General features: G+C 61.4%; 1 protein-coding gene and 1 pseudogene. Both read right to left on the bottom strand.

Annotated features, from left to right (window positions below):
* Positions 1-464, bottom strand: a pseudogene (locus Q7J58_RS21760) (DNA-directed RNA polymerase subunit beta'); the annotation flags it as partial.
* Positions 465-603: 139 nt separating this feature from the next.
* A partial coding sequence (rpoB, locus tag Q7J58_RS21765; protein ID WP_304832053.1) for a DNA-directed RNA polymerase subunit beta occupies positions 604-3,319 on the bottom strand: 2,716 nt, incomplete at its 5' end.

A 3,319-nucleotide genomic window follows, 5' to 3' on the forward strand; every position in this document is an offset into this window, starting at 1 on the left:
TTCAGCGGGGTCATGCCAGGGTCGACGATCACATAGGCTTCAAAGTACAGCACGCGCTCGATGTCGCGCAGCGTCATGTCCAGGATCAGACCCAGACGCGAAGGCAGCGACTTCAGGAACCAGATATGGGCGCAAGGCGCGGCCAGGTCGATGTGACCCATGCGGTCGCGACGCACCTTGGTCTGCGTGACTTCAACGCCGCACTTCTCGCAAATCACACCGCGGTGCTTCAGGCGCTTGTACTTGCCGCACAGGCATTCGTAGTCCTTGATGGGACCAAAAATCTTGGCGCAGAACAGGCCATCACGCTCGGGCTTGAAGGTGCGGTAGTTGATGGTTTCGGGTTTTTTGACTTCGCCAAAAGACCACGAACGAATTTTCTCGGGCGACGCCAAGCCGATGCGGATGGCATCGAAATGCTCGTCGGGCGTGAACTGCTTGAACAGGTCGAGCAAGGATTTCATGTGAATTTCCTTAAAGAAACAGAGGCAACGAATGAAGGCGAAGGTGACTTAACCCAGAACGCCGCAGAACCGGCTTGGCCGGGCTGCCAGCGTTGTCCCCCTGGGGGGAAGCCGCAAAGCGGCGCAGGGGGGAGTCAAGTCAACCTCTTTCCAGTTCGATGTCGATACCGAGCGAGCGAATTTCCTTGACCAGCACGTTGAACGACTCGGGCATGCCCGCTTCGATCGAGTGCTCACCCTTGACAATGGACTCGTACACCTTGGTGCGGCCCTGCACGTCGTCGGACTTGACGGTGAGCATTTCCTGCAGGATGTACGAAGCGCCGTAGGCTTCCAGCGCCCACACCTCCATCTCGCCGAAACGCTGGCCACCGAACTGCGCCTTGCCGCCCAGCGGCTGCTGGGTGACGAGCGAGTAAGGACCGGTCGAGCGTGCGTGCATCTTGTCGTCCACCAAGTGGTGCAGCTTCAGGAAGTGCATGTAGCCCACCGTGGTCTTGCGCTCGAAAGCGTCACCGGTGCGGCCGTCGTACAGCTGCGCCTGGGTGCGGGTTTCGGTCAGGCCCTTCTTGGCGGCGATGTCATCCGGGTACGCCAGCTTGAGCATGGCACGGATCTCATCTTCCGATGCACCGTCAAACACTGGCGTGGCAAACGGCACGCCGCTGGTCAGGTTCTGCGCCATCTCGACCACATCGGCGTCGCTCAGATCGGACAGATTTTCTTTTTTGCCAGCCTGGTTGTAGACGGTGTCCAGGAACGCGCGCAGTTCGGTGGCTTTCGCCTCGGCTTGCAGCATGTCCCCAATGCGCTGACCCAGGCCTTTGGCGGCCCAGCCCAGATGCACTTCCAGCACCTGACCCACGTTCATGCGCGAGGGCACGCCCAGCGGGTTGAGCACGATGTCGGCGGGCGTGCCGTCGGCCATGTAGGGCATGTCTTCGACCGGAACGATCTTGGACACCACACCTTTGTTGCCGTGGCGCCCGGCCATCTTGTCACCCGGCTGCAGGCGGCGCTTGACGGCCAGGTACACCTTGACCATTTTGAGCACGCCCGCTGGCAACTCGTCGCCCTGCGTGAGCTTCTTGCGCTTTTCCTCAAAAGCCAGGTCGAAGCTGTGGCGCGTTTGCTCCATCGAGTTCTTGATCGACTCCAGCTGGGCAGCCACGTCGTCTTCCGACGGACGGATGTCAAACCAATGGTACTTCTCGACGTCGTCCAGATAGGCCTTGTCGATCTTGGTGCCCTTGGCCAGCTTCTTGGGGCCGCCGTTGGCGACCTTGCCGATCAGCAGCTTTTCGATACGGTCAAAGGCGTCGGCTTCCACAATGCGCAGCTGGTCGTTCAGGTCCAGGCGGTAGCGCTTGAGCTCGTCGTCAATGATCTGCTGGGCGCGCTTGTCGCGCGTGATGCCTTCGCGGGTGAAGACCTGCACATCGATCACGGTGCCTTGCGAACCCTGGCCCACGCGCAGCGAGGTGTCTTTCACATCGCTGGCTTTTTCACCGAAGATGGCGCGCAGCAGCTTTTCTTCAGGCGTCAGCGTGGTCTCGCCCTTGGGCGTGACCTTGCCCACCAGCACATCGCCGGGCAGCACTTCCGCGCCCACGTAGATGATGCCGGAGTCGTCCAGGCGGTTGAGCTGCAGCTCGGCCAGGTTGGGAATGTCGCGGGTGATTTCTTCCGCGCCCAGCTTGGTGTCGCGCGCCATCACCACCAGTTCCTCGATGTGGATCGAGGTGTAGCGGTCTTCGGCGACCACGCGCTCCGAGATCAGGATCGAATCTTCGAAGTTGTAGCCGTTCCAGGGCATGAAGGCGATCAGCATGTTCTGGCCAATCGAGATTTCTCCCAGATCGGTCGAAGCGCCGTCGGCGATCACGTCACCCTTGCCCAGCTTGTCGCCCTTTTTGACGATCGGACGCTGGTGGATGTTGGTGTTCTGGTTGGAACGCTGGTACTTGATGAGGTTGTAGATGTCCACGCCCACTTCACCGGCCACCGCTTCCGCGTCGTTCACGCGGATCACGATGCGGGTGGCATCGACGTGGTCCACCACGCCACCGCGCTTGGCGGTGACCACGGTGCCGGAGTCGATCGCGGCGACGCGCTCGATGCCGGTGCCCACCAGCGGCTTCTCAGGACGCAGCACAGGCACGGCCTGGCGCGACATGTTGGCACCCATCAACGCGCGGTTCGCATCGTCGTGCTCCAGGAACGGCACCAGCGAAGCGGCCACCGAAACGATCTGTGCAGGCGACACATCCATGTACTGGATGGTGTCGGCCGGCGTCAAAATCGATTCGCCTTTTTCACGGGCCGAGATCAGGTCACCGGTCAGGCGGCCTTCGGCGTCCAGCGTGGCGTTGGCCTGCGCAATGACGTACTTGCCTTCTTCAATGGCCGACAAATAGTCGATCTGGTTCGTCACCTTCGCATCCACCACCCGACGGTACGGGGTTTCAATGAAACCGTACTCGTTCAGACGGGCGTAGAGCGCCAGCGAATTGATCAGACCGATGTTTGGACCTTCAGGCGTTTCAATCGGGCAGACGCGACCGTAGTGGGTCACGTGCACGTCGCGCACCTCGAAGCCGGCGCGTTCGCGGGTCAGACCGCCCGGGCCCAGGGCCGAGACGCGGCGCTTGTGGGTGATCTCGGCCAGCGGGTTGGTCTGGTCCATGAACTGAGACAGCTGCGAGGCACCGAAGAACTCCTTGAGCGCCGCGGAAATCGGCTTGGAGTTGATCAGGTCGTGCGGCATCAGCGGCTCTTGCTCGGCCTGGCCCAGACGCTCTTTCACGGCCTTCTCGATACGGGCCAAGCCGGTGCGGTACTGGTTTTCGGCGAGT

It is taken from the genome of Hydrogenophaga sp. (assembly GCF_030656115.1).
In the GTDB taxonomy this organism is placed as follows: domain Bacteria; phylum Pseudomonadota; class Gammaproteobacteria; order Burkholderiales; family Burkholderiaceae_C; genus Hydrogenophaga.